This is a genomic window from Methylocystis parvus OBBP (assembly GCF_027571405.1).
Taxonomy (GTDB): domain Bacteria; phylum Pseudomonadota; class Alphaproteobacteria; order Rhizobiales; family Beijerinckiaceae; genus Methylocystis; species Methylocystis parva.
Map to the genome: position 1 here is coordinate 3,433,976 of NZ_CP092968.1, position 23,910 is coordinate 3,457,885.

The 23,910-nt window shown below is 65.3% G+C and carries 17 protein-coding genes; 4 read left to right on the plus strand and 13 right to left on the minus strand.

The genetic code is table 11. The annotated features are described in order from the left end of the window. The first annotated feature begins 14 nt into the window (after nucleotides 1–14). Nucleotides 15–302, plus strand: coding sequence for a hypothetical protein (locus tag MMG94_RS16700; RefSeq protein ID WP_016921160.1), 288 nt, complete (start codon nucleotides 15–17; stop codon nucleotides 300–302). Between the two features lie 79 nt (nucleotides 303–381). On the opposite strand, the gene MMG94_RS16705 is transcribed toward MMG94_RS16700, so the two are convergent. The 8 genes from MMG94_RS16705 to MMG94_RS16740 all read right to left on the minus strand — a co-directional run bounded on the left by MMG94_RS16705 (nucleotide 382) and on the right by MMG94_RS16740 (nucleotide 15,002). Continuing rightward, nucleotides 382–3,480, minus strand: coding sequence for an efflux RND transporter permease subunit (locus MMG94_RS16705; RefSeq protein WP_016921159.1), 3,099 nt, complete (start codon nucleotides 3,478–3,480; stop codon nucleotides 382–384). Next, nucleotides 3,477–6,617 carry an efflux RND transporter permease subunit gene (locus MMG94_RS16710; RefSeq protein ID WP_016921158.1) on the minus strand — a complete coding sequence of 1,047 codons (3,141 nt, stop codon included), beginning with the start codon at nucleotides 6,615–6,617 and terminating at the stop codon, nucleotides 3,477–3,479. The genes MMG94_RS16705 and MMG94_RS16710 overlap by 4 nt, the downstream gene beginning before the upstream one ends. A gap of 11 nt (nucleotides 6,618–6,628) precedes the next feature. Next, nucleotides 6,629–7,897 carry an efflux RND transporter periplasmic adaptor subunit gene (locus MMG94_RS16715; protein WP_016921157.1) on the minus strand — a complete coding sequence of 423 codons (1,269 nt, stop codon included), beginning with the start codon at nucleotides 7,895–7,897 and terminating at the stop codon, nucleotides 6,629–6,631. Then, nucleotides 7,894–9,459: an efflux transporter outer membrane subunit gene (locus MMG94_RS16720; RefSeq protein WP_016921156.1), complete on the minus strand. Its 1,566-nt coding sequence runs from the start codon at nucleotides 9,457–9,459 to the stop codon at nucleotides 7,894–7,896. The genes MMG94_RS16715 and MMG94_RS16720 overlap by 4 nt, the downstream gene beginning before the upstream one ends. A 207-nt stretch (nucleotides 9,460–9,666) precedes the next feature. Continuing rightward, on the minus strand, nucleotides 9,667–10,278 hold the full coding sequence (locus tag MMG94_RS16725) for a DUF2147 domain-containing protein (RefSeq protein WP_016921155.1): 612 nt from the start codon (nucleotides 10,276–10,278) through the stop codon (nucleotides 9,667–9,669). Between the two features lie 75 nt (nucleotides 10,279–10,353). Beyond that, entirely contained in the window at nucleotides 10,354–12,954 is a 2,601-nt protein-coding gene (locus MMG94_RS16730) for an MMPL family transporter (protein WP_016921154.1), read from the minus strand. A 141-nt stretch (nucleotides 12,955–13,095) separates the two neighbouring features. Continuing rightward, nucleotides 13,096–14,274, minus strand: coding sequence for an acetyltransferase domain-containing protein (locus tag MMG94_RS16735; protein WP_016921152.1), 1,179 nt, complete (start codon nucleotides 14,272–14,274; stop codon nucleotides 13,096–13,098). Then, nucleotides 14,271–15,002 (minus strand): cytochrome c biogenesis CcdA family protein, encoded by a 732-nt coding sequence (locus MMG94_RS16740; protein ID WP_016921151.1) that lies wholly within the window; start codon nucleotides 15,000–15,002, stop codon nucleotides 14,271–14,273. Before MMG94_RS16740 ends, MMG94_RS16735 begins: the two co-directional genes overlap by 4 nt. Nucleotides 15,003–15,154: 152 nt before the next feature. On the opposite strand from MMG94_RS16740, the gene MMG94_RS16745 reads away from it, so the two are divergent. Further along, nucleotides 15,155–15,763 carry a PilZ domain-containing protein gene (locus MMG94_RS16745; protein WP_016921150.1) on the plus strand — a complete coding sequence of 203 codons (609 nt, stop codon included), beginning with the start codon at nucleotides 15,155–15,157 and terminating at the stop codon, nucleotides 15,761–15,763. Between the two features lie 193 nt (nucleotides 15,764–15,956). Continuing rightward, nucleotides 15,957–17,258, plus strand: coding sequence for a FecR domain-containing protein (locus MMG94_RS16750; protein WP_016921149.1), 1,302 nt, complete (start codon nucleotides 15,957–15,959; stop codon nucleotides 17,256–17,258). Between the two features lie 38 nt (nucleotides 17,259–17,296). Here the strand turns inward: MMG94_RS16750 and MMG94_RS16755 are convergent, their stop codons facing one another. The 3 genes from MMG94_RS16755 to MMG94_RS16765 form a co-directional block, all read right to left on the minus strand. Then, nucleotides 17,297–18,499, minus strand: coding sequence for an acyltransferase family protein (locus tag MMG94_RS16755; protein WP_016921148.1), 1,203 nt, complete (start codon nucleotides 18,497–18,499; stop codon nucleotides 17,297–17,299). Between the two features lie 84 nt (nucleotides 18,500–18,583). Next, nucleotides 18,584–19,822: an NAD(P)/FAD-dependent oxidoreductase gene (locus tag MMG94_RS16760; RefSeq protein WP_016921147.1), complete on the minus strand. Its 1,239-nt coding sequence runs from the start codon at nucleotides 19,820–19,822 to the stop codon at nucleotides 18,584–18,586. A gap of 87 nt (nucleotides 19,823–19,909) precedes the next feature. Further along, a complete protein-coding gene (locus tag MMG94_RS16765; RefSeq protein ID WP_016921146.1) occupies nucleotides 19,910–20,635 on the minus strand; it encodes a VIT1/CCC1 transporter family protein in 726 nt (241 codons plus the stop codon). Nucleotides 20,636–20,804: 169 nt separating this feature from the next. Between MMG94_RS16765 and purB the strand changes: the two genes are divergently transcribed. Then, a complete protein-coding gene (gene purB, locus MMG94_RS16770) occupies nucleotides 20,805–22,112 on the plus strand; it encodes an adenylosuccinate lyase (RefSeq protein ID WP_016921145.1) in 1,308 nt (435 codons plus the stop codon). A gap of 9 nt (nucleotides 22,113–22,121) precedes the next feature. Here the strand turns inward: purB and MMG94_RS16775 are convergent, their stop codons facing one another. Further along, complete coding sequence (locus MMG94_RS16775; protein ID WP_016921144.1) at nucleotides 22,122–22,607, minus strand: DUF2721 domain-containing protein; 486 nt, start codon at nucleotides 22,605–22,607, stop codon at nucleotides 22,122–22,124. A gap of 57 nt (nucleotides 22,608–22,664) precedes the next feature. Next, complete coding sequence (locus MMG94_RS16780; RefSeq protein ID WP_016921143.1) at nucleotides 22,665–23,819, minus strand: AAA family ATPase; 1,155 nt, start codon at nucleotides 23,817–23,819, stop codon at nucleotides 22,665–22,667. Between the last annotated feature and the right edge of the window lie 91 nt (nucleotides 23,820–23,910).

Consider the following 23,910-nt stretch of genomic DNA (forward strand, 5'->3'; position numbering starts at 1 on the left):
AGGAGACCCAGACCATGGCGCCGGCGAATTTCGAACGTTATTTCGACAGAACCTTCCCGATCGCCAACAATACGATTCTGACGGTGACGGAAGTGCCCGAGCGCGAAGAGGAGCTTTTGCAGCTTCTGGAGCGCGCCATGCTGCGCGGCTTCGACAATCATGCGCGCCTCACCGAAATTCACCTGCCCATGGAGCGCTTCCCGCACATGAATTCAAAATTCTGGCACGTCCCGATCGAAGATTGCGGCAAGGCGCAAGTCCTGCGCTTCTTCTTCGAACATCCGGAAACCGAGGCGCATTGACGCGCCGCTCCCGCTGATTTGGCCAGGATGAGCGCATTCTCCGCGGAATGCGCTCGATTGTTTTTCGGGGGTTCCCGTCTCAGGCGTGCGCCGTCTCACCGTGCTGCGCCTCTTCCGCCTTCGGCTTGCGGCGCAGCTTGCTCATCAAAAGATAGATGACCGGAGTCGTATAGAGCGTCAGCGCCTGGCTGAGCAGCAGGCCGCCGATAATGGTGATTCCGAGCGGCCGGCGCAGCTCCGCCCCGATGCCGTTGGCGAAAGCGAGCGGCAGAGCGCCGAAAATCGCGGCGAGGGTGGTCATCACGATCGGCCTGAAGCGATCCCTGGCCGCCTCCAGCGCCGCGTCATGAGTCGACATGCCCCTGTCGCGCTCCGCGTGCAGCGCGAAGTCGACGAGCATGATGCCGTTCTTTTTCACGATGCCGATCAGCAGCAGGATGCCGATGAAGGCGATGACCGTAAATTCCGCGCCAAACAGTTCGAGCGAGAGGAGCGCGCCAAGGCCCGCCGAGGGCAGGGTTGAGATGATCGTGACGGGATGGACGAGGCTCTCATAGAGAATGCCGAGAATGATGTAGACGGCGAGCAGCGCGGCGAGAATGAGCGTCGCCATGCCCTTCGCGACTTTACGGAAGTCGGCAGCGTCGCCCGCAAAGCCGGCATGCAGGCTGCTCGGCGGGTTCAATTCGGCGGCCGCCGTCTCGATGGCCGCGGTGGCGGCGTCGAGCGTCGAGCCCGGGGCCACATTGTAGGAGAGGGTGACCGCGGGCAGCACGCCCTGATGATTGACGACCAGCGGCATGGAGCTGCGCTCGATGCGCGCAAGCGCGGTGAGCGGCACCTGCTGTCCGCTGGAGCTCGACACGTAAACGCCCGCCAGGTCGCGAATGTCGCGCTGGCGCGCGGGCGGCGTCTCGAAGATCACGCGATACTGGTTGCGCTGCGTATAGATGATCGTGTCCTGCCGCTGGCCGAAGGCGCTGTTGAGCGCGGCGTTGATGGCGGCGATCGGCACATTCATGCGCGAGGCGGCGTTGCGGTCGATGATGATCTGCGCGCGAAGACCGCCCTGCTCCTTGTCGGACGTGACGTCGACGAGCTGGGGCAATTGTTTGAGGCGCGTGAGGAATTTTTCGCGCCACTCCTCCAGCTCCTCGAGAGAGGCGTCCGACAGCGTGAACTGATATTGCGACTTGCTGACGCGCCCCCCGCTGCGAAGATCCTGGGACGGCACCATGAAGACGCTGACGCCGGGAATGCGCGCGAAGGATTTGCGCAGGCGGTTGATGACCTCCTTGCTCGACGCCTGACGCTCGCCGATCGACTTCAGCGCGACGAAGAGACGGCCCTGATTGCCCGAAGAGGTGAGCTGCCCGGCGCCGATGAAGGAGCCGACATTGGCGACGTCCGGATCGGCCAGCAACACTTCGTTGACGCGCCTTTGCAGCCGGCTCATCTCCTCGAAGGAGACGTCTGGCGACGCTTCCGTCGTACCGTTGATCAGGCCGATGTCGTCCTGCGGCAGATTGCCCTTTGGAATGGTGCGGTAAAGTTGAACGGTGCCGCCGACCGTCGCCAGGATGACGACGAGCGTGATCCAGGGATGGTCGACGACCGGCTGGAGCGTGCGCGTGTAAAATTCGACGATGCGGTCCAATCCGCCTTCGATCATACGATCGAACCAATTCTTTCCCTTCTCTTTCGGCACGGGCAGCCAGGCGCAGACCATCGGCGTCACGGTGAGCGAGACGACCGTCGAGATGATGATCGCGAAAGCCAGCGTGACCGAGAATTCGCGCAGGAGCCGCCCCATCACCCCTTCCATGAAAAGGAGCGGGATGAAGACGGCGATAAGCGACAGGCTGATCGAGAGGACGGTGAAGCCGATCTGGCTGGAGCCTTCGAGCGCTGCCTCGATGCGCTTCATGCCGCGCTCGCGGTTCGCCTCGATATTCTCGATCATGACGATCGCGTCGTCGACGACGAAGCCCACGGAAATGGTGAGCGCCATCAGCGATAGATTGTCGATCGAGAAGCCGGCGAGCCACATGGCGGCGCAGGTGCCCACGAGCGAGAGAGGCACGGTCACGCCCGCGGCGATGACGGGCGTCGAGCGGCGCAGAAAGACGAAGACGACCATCATCACCAGCGCGATGGACACCGCCAGCGTAAACTGGATGTCGTGAATGCTGGCGCGGATCGTCTGGGTGCGGTCCGCAAGGACGTTGATCTTCACGCCCGAAGGAATCCATTGCCGGAGCTGCGGCAGCAACGCTTTGATCTGGTCGACCGTCTCGACGACATTGGCGGCGGGCTGTTTGGTGACGATGACGAGCACCGCCGGTTTGCCATTGAACCAGCCCGCGGCGTTGCGGTTGCGGACGCCGCGCTCGACTGTCGCCACGTCGCCGAGCTTGACGATCGCGCCGTTGCGCGAGGCGACGACGATGTTGCGGTAATCTTCCGGCGTCGCGAGCTGGTCGGTCGTGCCGAGCGTGATTTCCTGCATGTCGCCCGCCAGCGCGCCCACGGCGGAATGCGCATTGGCGGCGGAAAGCGCCTTCGCGACTTCGTTCACCCCGATATTCATCGCCGCGAGACGGGCCGAGTCGACCTGCACGCGGATCGCGGGCTGCTCCGCGCCGGCGATGCGCGCCTCGGCGACGCCGGGAACCTGGGAGATGCGCTGCGCGATGACGGAGTCCGTCGCGTCGAAAATGGCGCTGGTCGGCAGCGTGTCCGAGGTCATCGCCAACACCAGGACGGGCACGGTGGACTGGCTGGCCTTGCGAAAGCTCGGCGCGCTCGGCAGGTCAGTCGGCAGATCGACGAGCGAGGCGTTGATGGCCGCCTGAACGTCGCGCGCGGCGGAGTCGAGATTTTTGTTGATGTCGAACTGCGCGATGATCTGCGTATTGCCGAGCGAACTTGTCGAGGTGAGTTCGTTCAGGCCGGCGATCCCCGAGAGGCGGCGCTCCAGCGGCGCGGCGACGGAGGCCGCCATGGTCTCGGGATCGGCTCCGGGCCGCGACGCGCTGACTCCGATAGCGGGAAAGTCCACCGCCGGGAGGCTGGCGACGGGCAGGAAGAAATAGGCGACGGCGCCAAGGAGAAAGAGCGCGGCGGCGAGCAGCGTCGTCCCGACGGGGCGGCGGACGAAGGGCTCGGAAACATTCATTCCGCCGCCTCCCTGTGCGGCGGCGCTTCCGAGACCGGCGCCTGCGCAGGCGCAACTTCGTCCTCATCCTGACGCAGCGGCTTGAAGAAGCGGCGGCGCAGCCGCTCGACCTGCAGATAGATGACCGGCGTGGTGTAGAGCGTCAGCGCCTGCGACAGCAGCAGGCCGCCAATGATGGAGACGCCGAGCGGAATGCGCAATTCGCTGCCCGGTCCATGCGCCAGCGCGAGCGGCAGGGCGCCGAACAGCGCGGCGAGCGTCGTCATCATGATGGGACGAAAACGCATATGGGCGGCGCGAACGATGGAGTCGCGCGGCTCCAATCCGTCGAGCCGTTCCGCTTCGAGCGCGAAGTCGATCATCATAATCGCGTTCTTCTTCACGATGCCCATCAGCAGAACGACGCCGATCAGCGCAACGATCGAAAGATCGATGCGGAAGATCATCAAGGCGAGAAGCGCGCCGACGCCAGCCGAGGGCAGGGTCGTCAGCACGGTGAAGGGATGCGCGAAGCTCTCATAGAGCACGCCCAGCACGACATAGATGGCGATGACGGCGGCGAGGATCAGCCAGGGCTCGCTTGCAAGCGATTTGTTGAACTCGGCCGCGTCGGCGCTGAAAACGCCGATGATCGACGACGGCATGCCGATCGTTTTCTCCGCCTTCTCCACCGCTTTCACGGCGTCGCCGAGCGCCATGCCCTGCGAGAGATCAAAGCTGATGGTCGAGGCGGGGAACTGATCCTGATGCGCGACCGAGAGCGGCGCGGCGACGTTCTGCACGCTGACGAAGGTCGCAAGCGGCGTTTGCGGCCCGCCGCCGATGGGAGCCACATAGAGTTTCTCGAGCGCGGACATGTCGCGCAGATATTGCGGCGCCGCCTCGAGAATGACGCGATACTGGTTCGATTGCGTATAGATCGTCGAGATCTGGCGCTGGCCGAAGGCGTCGTTCAGCACATTGTCGACGTCCTGCGCCGAAATGCCGAGCCGGCCCATTTTCTCGCGATCGATCTTCATCAGACCGCGCAGGCCCCCGTCCTGCGTCTCCGCCGCGACGTTTCTGAGGCCCGGCGTGCGGCGCAACTGGTCGAGCAGGCGGTTGGACCAGCGCATCAGGTCGCCGGCGTCGGAGGAGGTGAGCGTATATTGATATTGCGAACGGCTCGGACGCGTCGTGATCTGGATGTCCTGCACCGGTTCGACGAAGAGGGCGACGCCGGCGATCTTCTCGCCCTCGGTCTTCAGCCGGTCGGCGACGGCGTCGGCGCCGACGTCGCGCTCCTCGCGGCTGCGGAGCGTCACCGTCAGCCGGCCGACATTGGTCGTCGCGTTGAGCGGGCCGACGCCGAGCACCGAGGTGACGCCGGTCACCTCCGGATCCTTGCGGAAGACCTCCGTCACCTTCGCCTGCAACGCCTCCATGCGATCGAAGGAGGCGTCGGGCGAGGCTTCCAGCACGACGCTGAGGACGCCCGTGTCCTGCCGGGGCAGGAAGCCTTTCGGGATGACGATATAGAGCCCGATCGTCAAAGCGAGCGTCGCCGCGGTCAGAGCGAGCATGAAGCCTTCGCGCTTCAGCGCCCAATCGAGCGAACGGTAGTAGAGGCGATCGAGCCAGAGGGAGACGATTTCCCAGGTGGAATGGGGGCGTTCGCGCTCGACGCGAAGCATCACGGCGCAAAGCATCGGCGTCAGCGTCAGCGAGACGACGGCGGAGATCACGACCGCGATGGAGAGCGTCAGCGCGAATTCCCGGAACATGCGTCCGACGATTCCGGTCATGAACAGAAGCGGAATGAACACCGCGATGAGCGACACCGTCAGCGACACGACCGTGAAGCCGATCTCCCTCGCGCCGTCGAGCGCCGCCTGAAGCGGCTTCTTGCCATGTTCGATATAGCGGACGATGTTTTCGATCATCACGATCGCGTCGTCCACGATGAAGCCGGTGCCGATGGTCAGCGCCATCAAGGACAGATTGTCGAGCGAGAAACCCGCCGCCCACATGACGAAGAAAGTGGCGATGATCGACAGCGGCAGGCTGACGCCGGCGATGAGCGTCGCGCGCCAGCTACGCAGGAAGAGCAGCACCACGGCGACGACGAGCCCCCCCGCGATGAGGAGCGTCATCTCGACTTCGTGGATCGAGGCGCGGATCGTGTCGGTGCGGTCGTTGACGATGTCGAGGCTCATGCCGGCGGGTAGTTCGCCCCGCAGCTTCGGAAGCGCCTGTTTGACGAGTTCGACCGTCGCGATGATGTTCGCGCCCGGCTGACGCATCACGTCGAGCACGACCGATTGCTCGCCATTGTACCAGCCGCCGACGCGGGCGTTTTCGAGGCCGTCGACGACCTGGGCGAGATCGCGCAGCATCACCGGCGCATTGTTGCGCCAGGCGACGATGACCGTCTCATATTGCTTGGCTTGCAGGATCTGGTCGTTGGCGTCGAGCGTGTAGGATTGCCGTCTGCCGTCGAGCGAACCTTTGGCCCCGGCGTTGTTGGCGGCGGCGACGGCCTGACGCAGGTCCTCCATGCCGATGCGGTTCGCCGCGAGCCGCGCCAGATCGGCCTCGATGCGGATCGCCGGGCGCACGCCGCCCTGCACGGAAACGCGGCCGACGCCCGAAACCTGCGACAATTGCGGCGAAATAAGCGTATCGGCGAGGTCCGAGAGATCGCGCAAGGTCGCGGTCTTGGAGCGCAGCGTGAGCGTCAGCACCGGCGTATCGGCCGGGTTCACCTTGGCGTAGACCGGCGGATAGGGCAGATCGCGCGGCAAGGTCGAGGCGGCGGAGTTGATCGCGGCCTGCACGTCCTGCGCGGCGGCGTCGATGTCGCGGTCCAGTGCGAATTGCAGCGTGATCTGCGACAGGCCGAAGGAGCTCTGCGACGACATGCTGGTCAGGGACGGTATCTGTCCGAACTGACGCTCCAGCGAGGCCGTCACGAGAGAGGCGATCGTGTCGGGATTGGCGCCCGGAAGCTGCGTCGTGACCTGAATGGTGGGGAAGTCGACCTGCGGCAGCGGCGAGATCGACAGGCGCGAATAGCCGAGCAGGCCGAACAGAAGCGCGGCGAAGGCCATGAGCGAAGTCGCCACAGGCCTGTTGATGAAGGGCGCCGAAACGTTCATGCCGCTTTATGTCACCTCTCGGGAGGTCGTTCTCCCCTTGCGCCCCGCTCCCGTCGCGGCGCGCTTTCCCGGTTCGCTTCCTGCGGCGCGGCCGCTGAGGCCGAGCCGGGCTCCTCTGGATTGTTCACGCGCACCGGCGAACCATCCGCGATACGCGAGAACCCGCTCGTCACGATCGTCGTCCCGGGCTCGACGCCGGAGACGATCACGACGATATTCTCGTCCTGCCGTCCCGTTGTGACGCTTCTCATATGGGCGGCCCCGTCATCGCCCAACACATAAACGAAAGCGCCGTTCGGTCCGCGCTGCACGGCGGGGCTCGGAGCCACCACGGCATGCGGTATGGTGTCGAGCATGAGCCGCACATTGACGAACTGGCCGGGCCAAAGCTTCAGGTCGGCGTTCCCAAAGGCGGCCTTCAGCTTCACCGTTCCCGTCAGCGGATCGATTTGATTGTCGACGACTTTCAAGTCGCCGCTTTCGATGACGGTCGAATTGTCGGTCCCGAGAGCCCGCACCTTGGCGACGCCCGCGGCCTGCGCCTTCTGGATGTCGGGAAGGGCCTGCTGCGGCAATGTGAAGACAATGTTGATCGGCCTCAACTGGGTGACGACGACGATGCCGTTTTGGTCCGACGGATGGAGAATATTGCCGACGTCCACGAGGCGGATGCCGACGCGGCCGTCGATCGGCGAGCGGATTGTCGCATAATCCAGGGTCGTCTTGGCGTTGTCGATCGCGGCTTGGTCGGCGCGCGCCTGCGCCTCGAGCTGGGTCACCAGCGCCTTTTGCGTCGCATATTGCTGGTGGGACAGGAACTTGCCGGCGACGAGCTTCTCATATCTGATAAGGTCGACGCGGGCGTTGGCGAGATTGGCTTCGTCCTGAGCTTTCTTGGCGACCGCCTGATCGTATTGCGCCTTGTAAAGCGCGGGGTCGATCTCCGCCAGAACCTCGCCCTTCTTGACGTCCTGCCCCTCGGTGAAGGCCAGATTCAGGAGGCGTCCGTCGACCTGGGTGCGGATCGTCACGCTGTTGAGCGCCTGCACCGTTCCCACGGCGTCGACCGTCACCGGAACGTCCTGCAGGCGCGTCTTCGCCACCGTCACCGAAACCGGTCGGCTCTTCGCGCCGGGGGCGCCGGGAGCGTTATCGTCTTCGAGCGCGGCGTCCGGACGGCCGGCGCCCGGTATCATGCCGGCGCGATAGGCCGCGCCCGAGCCAAGGGCGAGTGCGAGCGCGCCGAGCGCCATGAGGATACGCCGGTCGGCGCGGATCATGGATGGAGCCCCTTATCCGCCTCGTAGGCGGCGTTTGCATGGGCGATTTCGGCGTCTCTCGTAGTGGGGGACCAGCCGCCGCCGAGAGCTTGATATAAGCTTGTCGCCGCTTGAAAGTAAGAGAGCCGCGCCAGAGCGACCTGATCCTGCGCCTGGAACAAGGTCGTCTGGGTGGTCGAAAGCGTGACGATGTCGATCGTGCCCTCCTGCAGCCGCATCTCGGCGGCCGTGAGCGCGCGCTGCGCGGCGGCGGCGGCGGCGATCTGCAGCTTGAGGGCCCGCTCCGTCTCCCGCACGGCGATCAGCGCGTTCTCGGTGTCGAGCAAGGCGGTCAAGATCTGCTTCTTGTAGAGAGCGGCGAGCTCGGCGTAGCGGCCTTTCTGCAGGTCGTATTGTCCCTGCAGATTGTAGCCGTCGAGGATCGGCTGGGTGAGCGTGCCCGCGAGCTGCCAGGCGACGGCCTCCGGCCGTCCCAGATTGCGCAGCAGAGCGGATTGGAGCCCGTACTGGCCGGTCAGCTGAATGGACGGAAAGAAAGCGGCGCGCGCCTGAAGAACCGAGAATTCCTGCGAGGCGAGCTGCGCCTCGGCGTCCGCTACGTCCGGACGGCGCAGGAGCACTTCCGAGGGCAGTCCCGGCGTAATCCTCGGGAAGGAAAGCCTGGTCAGCGAACCGCCCTTCACGTCGACGCTTTCGGGCGGCTGGCCGATGAGCAGGGCGAGCTGGTTCCTGGTCTGGCCCAGGGTCTGCTCGAGCGGCGGGATGGTGGCGCGCGCCTGCGCGAGCACGGATTCCTGTTGCGCGGTGTCGAGCGCGCTCGCAATCCCGACCTGGAAACGCGCCTGGATGGCGCGATTGACCCGATCGGCGATGGCGACGTTTTCGCGGGCGATGCGCAGCCGGTCCTGCGCCGTCAGCACCTGGAAATAAGCGTTGATGACGGAGGCGACGGTGGAGATTTCCACCGTGTCGCGGTTGAAACGGCTGGCGTTGGCGAGAAGACGCGCGGCGTAAGAGGCGTCTTCGTTCTTGCCCCAGAAGTCGATTTCGTAGCTCGCCGTAAGGCCGAGCTGGAAGAAGCCGAAATGCCGGGCGTTGAAGCCGGATGACGATGACGACGATGAGGAGGACGAGCTGCTGGTCGTCGCCGGACTGAAGCCGCCGCTCGCCCCGCCGACATTCGTCGTCGTTCCGGGCGTGCGGGTGGTGCGGACGATGTCCTGCATGGCGATTGTCGGCCAGAGCGCGGAGCTGGAGACGCGGGCCTGGGCGTCGGCCTGCTGGATTCGCGCCACGGCGGCGGCGATGTCGAGATTGTCGCCGAGCGCCAGCTCGACCAACGCCGTCAGCTCCTTCGAGCCAAATTTCGTCGCGAAGCCGGGGCCGCGCGGTATCGGCGTCGTCGACGCCGCCTTGGCCTCGCGAAAGGCTTCCGGCGGCGGAGTCGCGAGGTCCGGCTTCTCCCAGTCCAGATTGCAGCTGGCGAGGCCGAGCGCTGTCCAGATGAGGACGACTCGGCGGCGCGCGCGGGCACAAAGGTGAGACGAATCGCCGGCCGTCACCTGAAAGTCGTCTCCTTATGCGTGCCGGACATCCTCTTGGGAAATTCGCGCCGCCGCTAAATGATAGAGTTTAGTAGGATTTCAAATTGACGCGCGCGCGACCGCCGGGGGATCGGCGCTGCGGCGCGTCAAAGAGAGCGGCGCGACGCTCGCTTACCGCGCTGCGTCCGTCAAGTTACCTATCGTTAACTTACCGCTACGCTTCGCTCACTGAGCGTCGTCGCCCGCCTTCGGCGCGGGTTTGGCGGTCGCCGGCTTCGCTGGCGCCGCGGGCTTCGCGTCGGCCGGCTTCGCCGGTTTCGACGCCTTGGCGTCCTGGCCGACGGCGGGCTTCGCCGCGGCGGCGCCCTTGTCGGCCGGCTTGTCGACCCCCGCCTTCGCGTCGGCGGCCGGAGCCTTGGCGCCGCCCTTTGCGTCGCTCTTCGCATCGGGCGCCGCCGGCTTTGTCGGCCCGGAGACGCGCGTCCATGTCTCGCTCTGGCAGAGGAAGGCGACGAGGCAGCCCGTCAGCGTGAGCTGATTGGGCGCTTCATAGGCGATCTTGCCCGTATAGGTCTTGCCGTCCTCGGGATTGAAAAGGTCGCCCTTCCAACTGTTCGGCCCCGTCTTGGCGGCGTGGCGCAGCACGAGGGGCGGCGGGCTGCCGTCGAGCATGGGCAGCACGCCCTTGGCGCAGAGCTTGCCCTGGCAATCGAAGAATTCGAGCTTGTCGGTCGGGTGCCCGTCGCGCACCCAGACGCCATAGATCTCGACGGCGGCGGCTACTTGAGGCGCACAGAGGGCCGTCGCGGCGACAATGCTCAGCAATAGTCTCTTCATAACGCCGGACCTCTGATTCGCGGTTGTTCCCAAAATATGACGTCCGGGTAGCGAAAGGCTGAACCGTCGCCGCCGTCAAGTCGCATCCGCGCCGCCGTCGGCCGCATGTCTGGGCGGACCCAGAAAGGCGGGAACGATGATGAAGGCCGCGAGAAGCGTGAAAAACAAGGAAATTGTGAGAAATTCGCCCATGCTCGCCGTGCCGGGATGACTTGAAAGAAACAGGCTTCCGAAGGCCGTTCCAGTCGTTAGCGAACTGAAGAAGATGGCGCGCGTAAGGCTTGAGGCCAGCATGTCGACGACGCCCTTCCGCCAGGCGATCACGTAATAGATGTGGAAGGCGACGCCTACGCCGAACATGAGCGGAAGCGCGATAATGTTCGCGAAATTCAACGACACGCCGAGCAGTTCCGCGGCCTGAAGGCTCATGATCCCCGCAAGGACGAGCGGGCCGAGGGTGAGCGCGACGTCGATCGGATTGCGCAGAGCGACGGCGAGAATGAGGAAAACCGCCGCGAAAGCGTAGAGACCGGCCTCGAGAAAAGCGCGCGTCACCGTTTTGCCGGCCTCGGAGATGATGACTGGCGCGCCGCTCGACTCCGGCGCGACCGTCAGCATCGCGTCGGCGAAGCGCGTCATGACGTCGAGATTGTTGCTGTCGCCCTTGGGCGTCGTTTCGAGCCGCACAAGCCCTTTGGCGGAAATCCAGTCGGAACGCAGCTCTTCCGGCATGGAGTCGGGCGTCACGCGCCGCGCTTTCAACGCCTCGCGCAACTGGTCCATCATCTTCTCGAATCCGGTAAACGCCGCGGCGCGCGCTTTTGCCCGCGTTTCCGGGCTCGCTTTGGCGAGGCCATCGAGCGCGGCGGCGAAACGGGCGATTTGCGGCGTCGGCTTTCTGGCGGTCGCCGCGCGCAACGCTTTGACGGCGGCGTTGAGCGCCTTGACCGTTTCGGCGTCCGTCGGCGTGGGCCTGGTCCTTGGATAGAGGGCCTCGCGCAGATCGTTCGAGGCGCGTTCGATCAGCGCAAGTTTATCGTCCTGGTCCGTGGGAATGAGCGAGTCGATCGAATCGACGTGATCCACCTCGGGCAGCGCCTCGATTTTCTGCTTGAGGTCGCGGGCGGCGGCGAGCGACGGCGCCAGCGTTTCGATCTTGTTGGGCGCGGTCTTGGGGTCCTTGGTCAGATCGAGGAAAGTCGCGACCGACTCCACCTTCTGGTCCCGAAGATTCATCGGATTCGAGTCGAAATGGGTGCGCAGCAGGGCGGGCATGCCGGCGAGCACGACGGCGGCCGTGGCCAGAAGGACGATGAGGCGGTGATGCGCAATCCAATGGTCGACCGCGGCCAGCGAATGGGTGGCGATCGGCACATGCTCCGCCGGCGGATGCAGGAGCTTGATTGCGGCGGGCAGGAAGGTGAGCGTCGCTATATAGGCGATGATCATGCCGACGCCCGCGATCAGGCCCAGTTCCGCGACTCCGAGAAAGCTGGTCGGCAGGAAGCAGAAGAAGCCCGCGAGGAGGGAGACCGCCGCGAGCGTGAGCGAGCCGCCGATCTCATGGGTCGCTTTGGTCAGCGAGCGCTCCAGATCGCCATGGCCGTGGCGCTCCTCGCGATACCGCGTCGCGAACTGGATGCCGAAATCGACGCCGAGGCCGATAAAGAGGGCGGCGAACGCCACGGAGATCAGGTTGAAGCGGCCGATGAGCAGGACGCCCATGCCCGAGGTGATGGCGAGGCCGGCCAGCAGGGTGGCGAGCACGGCCAGGATCAGCTTGGGCGAGCGCAGCGCCACGAACAGAATCAGCGAGACGATGACCAGCGTGCCGACCGTGTTCAGGGCCATATTTTCGGAAAGCGTGGCGAATTCCTCAGCCGCGAGCGGCACTTCGCCCGTGAGGCGCAGCGTGAAGCCCTTGTCCTTCGTGATTCCGAGCTCCGCGGCGGTCTTGCGGATGAACGCCATGGCGTCGGCGCCGGGCTGCAGCTCCGAGAAGTCGATCACCGGAGTGACCATGACGATGCGCCGCTTGTCGAGCGGCGGACCGGTGGGAGCGGCGTCGCCCTTGCCGCCGGAGAGAAGCTTTTCCCAATCGAGTTCGGCGCTGCGGCCGGCGAGCGTCGCTTCGAAGGTCTGGGAGAATTCGTCGAGTCCGGCGAGATACAGCGCCGTCGTCCGCTCGCTGCCGGCGGCGCGCTTCTGATTGGCGACGAGGACGTTTGCGAGCCCGCGCAATGAGGGGTCCTCGGCGAGCGGGGTGAGAATGTCCCGCTGGCCGAGCAACATGCCGACCGTGCGCCGAAGGTCGTTGAGATCGAGATAGAGCAGGCCGTTCTTGACGAAGAAGGCGGGATCGTCCGGGCGCCAGACCCGCTGCATCAGCGGCTTGCCCCGCAGTTCGGCGTCGAGCCGCGCCGCCGCGTCGTCCGCCGCTTCGCCGGTCCCCGCGTCGATGACCACGACGATCGTATTTTCGAGCTGCGGAAAGGCGCGATAGAGCGCCATCTGGTTTTTCCGCCAGGCCATGTCCGGCGAGAAAAGATTTGTCGTGTCAGTGTCGATCTGGAAACGCTCGACGGTCAGGTAAACGCCGCCGCCAGTCAACGCCAGAGTGAGAAGAACCACCGTCCAGGGCCAACGAAGACAGAAGGCCACAAGCTTTTCCAACATTACCTAACCCCGGACATGTCATTGAGACGCTTTGCAAAGCGGAGGAACCGCGGCGCCTTTGATCCTCTATACGCGCGCGGGGCGCGCCGACCAAGGCACCGCGGGCGAAGACGCGGCCAATTTGCTGTGAAGCGTTAAGAATCAAAGATAACTAAGCCACCAGAGGTCGACGCGGCGCCGCTTCACATCCGCAAACCAGCGGCATAGCGGGTAAAGCAGGATGAGAATAGTCAGCCAGGCGGCGTAGGCTCCCGCAAGTCCGGCGCCGAAGTCGGCGGGCGGCGCGCCGGAGGTCATGAAATTGGCGACGTCCTCGATCCTGTAGCCCTTGGCGTAAGCGAGGGCGATCGCGCCCGCGACGCCGACGTAAAGGTGCAGGACATAGAAGAACAGGGGCGTGCGTCCGAAAATCGCGAGCCAGCTCCCGACGCGGCCGCCAACCTTCGCCAGCAGCGGCAGAGCCAGGGCCGCCCCGCCCAGCGTGACGAGCAGGTAAAGGAGGGAGGGCGGGTATTTCGAGACGTTGAGGAAGGAAAGCAGGCTGAGGATCGGGTCCCGCTGCGTCGCCCAGGGATGCGGATCGCCATAGACGTTCCCGGCGCGCAGCAAGACGAAGACCGTCAAGGCACCCAGGCCGCCAAGGCGCAGAATTCGGTCCCGCTCGGCCGGCGCCTTTTGAAAGAGCGGTCCGATTCCGTAGCCCAGCGTCACCACCCCGATCCAGGGCAGCGCCGGGTAATGGACGGCGCCGGGCGCGCCGAAAGGCAGCGGGCCGCGCTCATGGATCATCGGCCAGAATGGTCCAAAGGCCCCCAAATCAGCGGGATGCACGCCATCGAGAAGATTGTGGCCGATGATGATGGCGGCGCCGACGACGAGCGCCGCGCGCGCCGGAAGGAGAGACAGGACCGACAGGCAGAGCAGGCCGCTGCCGATCGCCCATAAGGTTTCCAGCGAAAAGCGTCCGGGTCCGACCCAAATCGGGCTGATGACGACGATGTCGAGCAGGATGAGCCAGAGGCCGCGGCTCGCGAGAAAGACGCTCAGGGCCTTCGGGTCCTGTCGGCGCGCGCCATAGAGATAGGCGCCGACGCCGGCCAGGAGAGCGAAGGTCGGGGCGCAGAAATGAGTGATGAAGCGCGTAAAGAAAAGGAAGGGATAAGTATGGTCGAGGTCGGTCGGGCTGAAGCGCATCGAGTCGGCGTCGAAGAAATCCCGCATATGGTCCAGCGCCATGATGACCATGACGAGCCCGCGCAGCCGGTCGATCTCCGGCAGGCGCGGATCGTTTGCGATCTCCACGCCGAGCGGCGCCGTCATCCGAGCGTCGCCAGGCCGGGGAACATTTCAAGGAGCCAGAACGACATTTCCTGCACGCCGCCCGTGAGAAAGGCGACGCCTGTCACGATCAGCAGGACGCCGACGATTTTCTCCACCTTGCCGAAATGTTTGCGGAAACGGGCGACGAAGGCCAGAAACCGCCCGAGCGCGAAGCCGGCGCCGATAAAGGGCAGGCCGAGGCCGAGGGAATAGGTCGCGAGCAGCGCGGCGCCGCGAGCCACCGTGTCCTGCGTTCCCGCCACGGCGAGGATCGCCGCGAGGATCGGCCCGATGCAGGGCGTCCATCCGAAGGCGAAGGCGAGCCCCATCACATAGGACCCGAAGAGCCCCATGGGCTTCGAGATTTCGGCCCGCTTCTCGCGATAGAGCAGCTCGACCTTCAAAACGCCGATGAAGTGCAGCCCCATCAGAATGATGACGCCCCCGGCGATCCAGGAGAGAATTTGCAGATTGGCGCGAATGACCGCGCCGAACGCGCTGGCGGTCGCGCCGAGCGCCACGAAGACCGTCGTAAAGCCGAGGACGAAGAGAACGGCCGAGAAGAGGACGTCGCGCCGGGCCCGCGAACGGGTCTCGATCTCCAGGTCCTCCATGCTGACGCCGGCGAGATAGGTCAGATAAGGGGGCACCAGCGGTAGGACGCAGGGCGAGAGGAAAGAGAGCAGGCCCGCCGCCGCCGCTGCGGGAAATGTGACGTCCGCCGCCATGATGCACCTTTTTTGATGGCCGGTGCGTATCTGCCACAGCCAGGGCGGTTGCGCAAAGTCGCGGCGTCGCCCGCCACGGCGAAGATCTGGTTAACCCTACATGAGGAATTCTGTGCAAGTCTCGCGCTGGTGAACAATTTGGTTCAGGCAGCATGTCTCCGCAGACGGTTTATTTCGCAAATCCCCCTTTAGGGCGCATTCTCGGACCTGCGGTCGGCGTCGACATTGCGGCCGCCATCAGTCTGCCGGACGGATCTGAACATGCGGTGCGCATCGTCGAGGCGTCCGCCGATGAATTGGCCCTCGCCGCGCCGCTCGAGCCTCTTTATGGGGACCATGTCGTCGTCTACGCCAGCGAACTCGGCCGTCTCGACGGCGACGTCGATCGGCTGACGAAGAACGGTTTCGTCATGACGCTCGAACTTGGCGAAGCGCGCCGGCGCCGGCTCGCCGCCCAGCTCATCTGGTTCGCCAACCGTGACCGTTGCGGCCTCGTGGAGGCGCGCCGTCATCGCCGCTTCGTCCCCCGGACCCCGTGGACGCGGGTGCGTCTGCCCGGCGGAGCCGAGCAATTCGCGCAGATCGCCGACGTCTCCATCGCCGGCGTGCGCGTCGAGGCGGCGGCGGAGGTCTCTATCGGCGACCGCGTCGCTTTCGGGGTCAAGACGGCGGTGGTGGGCCGGGTTTTCAACGGCGGCTTCGTCGCTGAATTCGAGGAGCCCTTCGCGGAGGGCGAACTCTCGGAAATGACGCTTCTTTGATGCGTATTTCGTAAATTGACGCCGCCGGCCGGCGCCGGAGCTGTGGCTGGAAGGTCACGCTTACAAGAATAAACGCCTCGTTTAGATTCAGCCGGTTGCGCCGGAGCCGCCAGCTTGCGATAGCTTTTCGCTAAGGCTCGCCAGCGCTTTTGCTTTTGCCTTCCTGCCAAGCTGTGGGCCCGGGGCGCTTCCAATGCATCGTCGCTTTCTTTCTTCCGTCATTCTTTTGGCTCTGTCGCTGCCCGCTTCAGCCGAGCAGTCGATCGGCAATGCGGCTTCCGTCGAAAAAGACGTTCAGGGAACGACCGGCGGCCACAGCGCGCGTCTTTCCGCAGGCGACGGGGTTTACTTTGACGAAGTGCTGACGACCGGCGCGGACAGCCGCGCCAAGCTCGCTTTCGCCGATCGCACCACGATGCAGATGGGCCCCTCCTCGCGGGTCAAGCTCGACAGTTTCGTCTATTCCGGGGGCTCGGGCGTCGGCTTCAACGCGGCCAAGGGCGCTTTCCGCTTCGTATCGTCCTCGGGTGAGCACAAGCCCTATGAGGTCAAGACGCCGACCGCGACCATCGGTGTGCGCGGCACAATCTTCGCGGCCCGCGTCCTTTCCGGCGGCCGCACCGACGCCGTCATCTATTCGGGCGCGATAGAGGTCTGCGACACGGCGGGCGTCTGCCGCACGCTCGACAGGCCCTGCACCTTCGTCACCGTCACGAGCGCCGGCATTTCGGAAGCGAAGACGGTCGGCAAGAACGATTGGAGCTTCGACAAGGCCTGCAAGGGCGCGCCGCCGCCTTCCGATCAGGGCGCGCTGCCGCCCCCCGGCGGCCCGGTCCCGCCTCTCCCCGGCGGGAGCGAGGCCCCCTTCAACTGGGGCGGCCCGACGATCGGCATTACGTTTGGACCGACGATTGGCGACGGCAGCTTCGCCGATCCGGTGCCGATGAATGGCGCAGCCTTCGCGGGCGGACTCAAGCTCGGCTACATGCTGCCGATCTGGGCCAATATTGTCGGCGGCTTCGAGACCGATTTCCAATATCGCAGCGAGATCGGCGGCTCGACCAACAGCCACGGGACGACCTCCGGCTCGCGCCCGGGCTATATCGGCACCGCGCGCGTGAAGCTCGGCTACGCCTTTGACCGTTTCCTCGTCTACGGCACGGGCGGTTTCGCCTATGGCCACATCGTCGCGCCGACAAGCTTCTCGGGTCCGAATGTGATCGGCCCGGCCTATTCCGTGGGGACGAGCGTCAACAACCCGTTCCTGCCGGGCTGGACCGTGGGCGCGGGCGTCAGCTATGCGCTGACCCGCAACATCTCGGTCAACGCCGAATATCTCTACATCAAGCTTGCGCACGACTATCCGCTCTACAATACGAGCGCGGCGCTCTATTCGGTGCCGGTCTGCAATATCAGCGGGATGCACAGCATCCGCTTCGGCGTGAATCTGAGCTTCTCGCCGAGCGACATCCTGCCGGCCAATGGTGGGCGGTGAGGGGCTGCGAGGTCGCGCCGCGTTCGGGCGGAAACCGCCTAGACGCGGTTTCTTCTCACTCGCCGCGGGCTTTTCAGAAAAATCCCCGGGCGTAGCGCTGCGGGGGCGCGGGCTCTGACATGCGCTCTCTCCCGCGCGGAAAGCGAGGCGCGGAGCGTCGCGACTGAAAAAAGCGGCGCGCCGGCGCGCAGGGCTTTGGACCACTGATTGCCGAAGGCGACGATCTTCAATTCGAGCTGGAAAAGCAACAGGCAGAAGAGAAGCAGGCCGACCGTCAGCGCCGCCTGTTCGAAGACGCCGGCGCCGTTGAAGACCGGGCCGTTGATCAATTGCTGCCAGAGATAGATCGAATAGCTCGCCCGGCCGAGATAGGCGACCGGCCTGATCGACAAGGCGGCGCGAAGGGACGACCCCGCCGCGCCCGAGAGCAAAACCATCGCCGGGATCGCGGCGACATAGAGCAGTCGGTAATAGGCGATGAGCTCCGCTTTCGCCGCCTCGTCCGCGCCGAAAGACGCGACGACGCTGCGCGGCATGAAGACGACCGCCGCCGCGACGATCAGCGCCCGAAAGCGGTAGCGCCGCGACGCCTCCATGAGGCGCGCGCCATGTCTCGCCGCGGCATAGCCAGCGAAAAACAAGGCGTAAGCGATGAAAAAACCGGTCTTGCCGATCCACCAGATCGTGAAGACCAATGGAATGGCGGCGAAGATGAGAACCGCCGCCGCCACGGCCAAGCGCGGTCGCCCGCCGAGTTCGAGAAAAACGAAGACGACCGGAAAGAGCCAGTAGAATTGCTCCTCGAAGGCGAGGCTCCATGTGTGGCCGACATACCAGTTGCAGGAGACGAGGGGGGCGGTGGAATTGCAGAGATAAAGAGAAGCGCTGAGGAAATTGTCGAGCGACACGTCGATGAAGCCGCCCGCCCCCAGAGCGAGGCACGAGGCGAGGTAGAGCATGAGCGGCGGCGCGATGCGGAAGAACCGCCTCGCATAGAAGGCCGGCGCCGAAAACGTCCCCGACGTCGCGACCTCGGCGAGGCAGGCGAGGCTCACCACATAGCCGCTGATGAAAAAGAAGATGAAGACGCCGGTCTCGCCATATTGGGACAGGACGCCGAACGGGCTCGCCTCGTAGAACGCGCCGATTGTCCGGTTCATGCCGAGATGATCGAGAAACACGAGCGCGATGGCGACCACGCGCCAACCGTCTATATAAGCGAGCCTTTCAAGGGGGCGCATGACAGGTCCACAGGCGCCCCGGGGACGCGATTTGAGCCGCGGCCGGACCATTTCAGATTATGACGCTGAAGTGAAGCTTCCGCCTCAAAAGCGGTCGGCCCGATAGGGCGCCGGGTCGGTGAAAGGCGTTTCGGCGGTCATCAGCTCGGCGAGAAGCCGCCCCGAGACGGGTCCGAGCGTCAGGCCGTGATGGGCGTGGCCGAAATCGAACCACAGGCCCTTGTGGCGCGGGGCGGGGCCGAGCACGGGCAGCATATCGGGCAGGCAGGGCCGGGCGCCCTTCCAGGGCGCCGGGTCGAGCGCCGCGCCGAGAGGAAAAAGGTCCCGGGCGATCGGCTCGCAAAGCTCGATCTGCACGGGCGTCGGCGGCGCATCGCGCGTGGCGAATTCCGCGCCGCTGGTCAGGCGGACGCCTCTCGCCATCGGCGCAAGGAGGTAGCCATTATCCGCGTCGAGGATCGGATGGTTGAGCGTCGCGCCCGGCCCCGGCGCGTAATGCATGTGATAGCCGCGCTTGAAGCCGAAAGGCATCTCGTAGCCGTAGCGGCGGAAAATCTGGTCCGACCAGGGGCCGAGCGCGACGACGGCGTCGCGCGCGGCGATGCGCGCCCCATCGGGCCCCGCGACGCTCCAGCGCCCGTCCGGCTCCTGTTCGAGGCTCAGCGCGTCGCCGCGAACGAAGCGCCCGCCGCGAGAGAGAAAGAGATCGGCATAGGCCTTGGCGAGCCCGCCCGGATCGCTGACCGAGGCGGTGTCGAGATAATGCGCGGCGCCCGCGACAGGGGCGAGAAAGGGCTCTCGCGCGGCGACGCCCGCCGCGTCGAGAATGTCGATATGAAGGTCAAAGGCGCGCAGCTTTTCGGCGTCGGCGACGCCATGAGCGAGCGTCTCCTGCGTGCGAAAGAGCTTGATCCAGCCCGTGCGGCGGATGAGCGCCCCGGCCCCCGCCTGCTGGATCAAGGCTTCGTGCTCGACGAGGCTGTGCTCGATCAGCGGCCGGCGCGCGGCGACGCTCTTCGCCACCCGCTCCGGCGCGCTTTCCCGCCAGTAGCGCATGAGCCATGGCCCGACCGAGGGCAGGGCGGCGAGGTGGTAATGCGCCTCGGGCAGCAGGTTCAGCGCATATTTGACGAGCCGGGCCGGGTCGCGCGGGAAGAGATAGGGGAAAATCGAGGAGCGCTCGATGAGCCCGGCATTGCCGAAGCTCGTCTCGAGCCCGGCGCCGCGGCGGTCCATCATGACGACGTCGCGTCCGCGCGCCTGAAGATGCAGGGCCGCCGAGACGCCGACCATGCCCGCGCCGAGAATGATCACATCCGCCATTCGCTTCTCCTGCCGCCATCTTCATATGGCCGGGCGTCCGCAAGATTACAGCCCAGCCAATGCAAGGCGCGTGCAATGGAGAACGCGTCAGCCGAAGAAGGAGGCGAGCCAATAGGCGGCGCCGGCGGCGAGTCCGCCGACCAGGAAGGTCTGCGCGCCGGATTTCAACGGATCGGCGCCCGTGAGCTTTCCCTTCACCGCGCCGAAGGACAGCAGCGCAACGCCGGTGACGATCGTCGAATGGACGAGCGCGTCTCTCACGTCGCCGCCGAGCATGTAGGGCGCGAGCGGAATCAGCCCGCCGACGAAATAGGCGGCGGCGATGGTGGCGGCGCTCACCGGCGCGCGTTTCGGATCGGGCTTTTCGAGCCCGAGCTCGAAGCGCATCATGAAGTCGACCCAGCGCTTTTTGTCCGCCGAGATCGCGGCGACGACCGAATCGGCTTCCCGGCCGCGCAGCCCATAATCGGCGAGAATTTCCCGGAGTTCGCGCCGCTCTTGTTCGGGAAGCTTCTCGACCTCGGCATATTCGCGCCGCTCTTCGGACTGGAAATGCTCATGATCGCTTTTCGCCGCGAGATAGCCGCCAAGCCCCATGGCGATGGACCCCGCCACGATCTCGGCGAGCCCGGCCGTCACGACGAGGCGCGTCGAAGCGACGGCGGCCGTGACGCCGGCGGCGAGCGCGAAGGGAACGGTCAGCCCGTCCGCCATGCCGATGACGACGTCGCGGACGGTCTGGGAATTCAGGAAATGCCGCTCGACATGTTCGCCGGTTCCTGATTTGGCGCGGACCGCCCGCTCACCGCCCATCCGATGCCTCCCCCAGGCGCCGCCCGAGACCTGTGGTAATGTTAGCGGCATTCCGCGCGACAAGCGATATGGGCGCCAGACGGCGCTCGCCGCCAGCTCGCGCTTTTGCGCTTTCCGCCTCGCCGTGCTAGCGCGAGCCCTCCCGATTGGAAGAGTCCCGAGACCGCCCATGATCCCCCGCTATTCCCGACCCGAGATGACGTCCATCTGGGAGCCGCAGACGCGCTTCCGCATCTGGTTCGAGATCGAGGCCTATGCCTGTGAGGCCCTGGCGGAGATCGGCGTCATTCCGAAGGAGAGCGCCAGAAATATCTGGGAGAAGGCGAAGGACGTCACCTTCGACGTCGCGCGCATCGACGAGATCGAGCGCGTCACGAAGCATGACGTCATCGCCTTCCTCACCCATCTCGCCGAGTTCATTGGTCCGGATTCGCGTTTCGTGCATCAGGGGATGACGTCGTCGGACGTGCTCGACACCTGCCTCGCCGTGCAGCTCACGCGCGCGGCGGACCTGCTCATCGCCGACGTCGACAAATTGCTTGCGGCGATCAAGAAGCGGGCTCTCGAGCACAAATTCACGCCGACCATCGGCCGCTCGCACGGCATTCACGCCGAGCCCGTGACCTTCGGCCTCAAAATGGCGCAGGCCTATGCGGAGTTCATGCGCGCGCGGGAGCGTCTCGCGGCGGCGCGCAAGGAGGTCGCGACCTGCGCGATTTCGGGCGCCGTCGGCACTTTCGCCAATATTGATCCGCGCGTCGAAGAATATGTCGCGGAGAAACTCGGCCTCGTCCCGGAGCCCGTGTCGACGCAGGTCATACCGCGCGACCGCCACGCCGCCTTCTTCGCGACGCTCGGCGTCGTCGCCTCGTCGGTCGAGCGGCTCGCCATCGAAGTGCGCCACCTGCAGCGCACCGAGGTGCTCGAAGCCGAGGAATATTTCTCGGCGGGGCAGAAGGGCTCCTCCGCCATGCCGCATAAGCGCAATCCGGTGCTCACCGAAAATCTCACCGGCCTCGCGCGTCTCGTGCGCGGCATGGCGATTCCGGCGATGGAGAATGTCGCGCTCTGGCACGAGCGCGACATTTCGCATTCCTCCGTCGAGCGCATGATCGGCCCCGACGCTACTGTGACGCTCGATTTTGCGCTGGCGCGCCTTGCCAACGTCATCGACAATCTGCTCGTTTACCCCGAGAACATGCAGAAGAATCTGGACCGGCTGGGCGGGCTCGTCCATTCGCAGCGCGTGCTGCTGGCGCTGACGCAAAAGGGCGTGTCGCGCGAGGACGCCTACGCCTTCGTGCAACGCAACGCCATGCCGGTCTGGCGCGGCGAAGGAGAATTCCGCACGCTGCTCGGCCAGGACAAGGACGTAAGCGCCAAACTGTCGCCCGCGGAGCTGGACGAGCTGTTCGACCTTTCGTACCATTTCAAGCATGTGGACACGATCTTCCGCCGGGTGTTCGGCGAGGGGTGAACGAACGCGTCAGTCGATGCGCGGCGGAATGGGCTCCCGCCGCCATCTATGCTTTTTCATGAAGACGGCGTTGGCGTCGATCTCCGAATAGCCGAGACGCACTTCCTGCGCGAAGGCGATCAAGGCGCCGGTGAAGAGCGCCATGGCGATCACGAAGAGCGTCGCCGCGCCATATTCGTGGCGAAGCCGCATCAACGCCGATGCGAAGGCGATGATGACGAGAACGCTCGTCACGACGCAGCTCGCCACGCCCCAATAGATCGAACGATGCACCAGCTTGGCGCGCCGCCGCAGGATCGGAAGTTCGATCTTGCGATGCGCCTGCGCATCCTCGTCGCTCAGTTCGGCGAGATCGCGCGAACGATCGACGAGGCGGTCGAGCCGCGACATCAGCACGCTCAAAAGCTGCGCCTCAGCGGCGAGGAGAAAGGCGGGTCCGGTGACCTGCGAGATGACGTTGGAGAGCTGTTCGATAGAGGGCGGTTCGATATACATGGCGGGTCTCGCGCTGTTTGCGCATAGCAATGGCGTGGAGGCGGCCGCCGTCAAGCCTCAACGCGACGGCCAGACCCATTTCGGCTTGTCATGCGCGGGGGCGAGGGTCTCGCCCAGTTGTTTTTCCAGGGCGATCTCCACGCAGCGCTCGTCGTCGCCGAGCTCCGAGACGAGCTTCGCCGAATGGGAGACGACGACGAGCTGCGTATTCTTGGCGACCCTGAGCATCAATCTGGCGAGCGGGCCGATGAGGCTCGGATGCAGGCTGGATTCGGGTTCGTTGAACACCATCAGGGGCGGCGGACGCGGCGTCAGAAGCGCGGCGACGAGCAGCAGATAACGCAGCGTGCCTTCGGAAAGCTCGGCCGCGCGCAAAGGGCGCAGGAGCCCATGCTGGCGCATGAGCGTTTCGAAATAGCCGGCCGTGGTTGAGAGATCGATCCTGCTCCCCGGAAAGGCGTCGCCGATCGTCTCGCGCAGCGCCTCCGCCTCGCCGATCTCCATGATGGTGGCGAGCGCCGCTGCGAGATCGGCGCCGTCATCGGCGAGCGCCGGCGTATAGGTGCCGATCTGCGGCCGTCGCGCCGGCGCCTCCCGGTCGGCGCGCAGATTGTCGTAGAAGCGCCAGCGCCGCATCGTCTCACGCAGAACGGCGAGATCGTAGGCGCTGCGTATATCCGCGCAATGCGTCATCATGCTGTCGACGCCGGCGAGCGAGGCCGCCGCCTGTCGCCAGCCGCCATTCTCGTCGCGGATGCGCACGCCGGGGCCGCGGCGTTCAGCGAAAAGATTGCTGCGGCCGAGATAGTCGCCAGTCCATTGCGCCTCGACTTTTATTTCCGGATCGAGGCCGAAAACGCCGCCCTGAGTCGAACTCGGGCCGAGGTCGATCGCGTAGCCATATGCGTCCGAGGCGAAGCCGAGCTTCACGCCCTTGGGCGCTTGCCGCACCAGCCCCTGGATTTTTTCCTCGCCCGCCTTCATGGCGCGGGAAAATTTCTCCGGCCCCGCCCAAAGCGTCGAGTCGAGACCGCCCTCCAGCGCCAGCGACTGGACGATCCGCCCCTGCGCGACGTCGGCGAGAAGCCGCAAGGCGCGATAGAGGCTGGATTTGCCGGCGCCGTTGGCGCCAGTGACGATGGTCAGCGGCCCCGGCGCGAGGACCAGTTCGCGGATGGATCGATAACCTGAAATGGCGAGGCGGGTAATCACTGTTCCAAAAGCCTTTCGAACCGCTTTTATGCCAGCGATTCCATGCGTGACAAAGCGTGTGGCACTTCCAATAAGCTCCGCGAAGCCTTAA